This window comes from Paenibacillus soyae (assembly GCF_024623455.1).
GTDB classification, from domain to species: Bacteria; Bacillota; Bacilli; order Paenibacillales; family Paenibacillaceae; genus Pristimantibacillus; species Pristimantibacillus soyae.
Window position 1 is genome coordinate 1 of the sequence record NZ_JANIPJ010000084.1, and the last position, 285, is coordinate 285.

The window sequence follows — 285 nt, forward strand, 5'->3', positions numbered from 1 at the left end:
AGCTATGGCCCCGTAATGGGATCAACACTCATGTGTTGATAATGGTGGGCCTTAGTGGACTCGAACCACCGACCTCACCCTTATCAGGGGTGCGCTCTAACCAGCTGAGCTAAAGGCCCTCGGGTATATTCCATTCTTGACTACTTCAGGTACATAGTATACCCGCTTGGCGACGTCCTACTCTCCCAGGACCCTGCGGTCCAAGTACCATTGGCGCTGGAGGGCTTAACGGTCGTGTTCGGTATGGGAACGCGTGGTTCCCCTCCGCCATCGCCACCAAACGGA

General features: G+C 55.8%; 1 tRNA gene and 1 rRNA gene. Both read right to left on the reverse strand.

Annotation, left to right across the window (positions count from 1 at the left end):
* Positions 1-42 precede the first annotated feature (42 nt).
* Positions 43-119: transfer RNA gene (locus NQZ67_RS30095), tRNA-Ile, on the reverse strand.
* Positions 120-164: 45 nt separating this feature from the next.
* Positions 165-281: ribosomal RNA gene (gene rrf, locus NQZ67_RS30100) — 5S ribosomal RNA — on the reverse strand.
* Between the last annotated feature and the right edge of the window lie 4 nt (positions 282-285).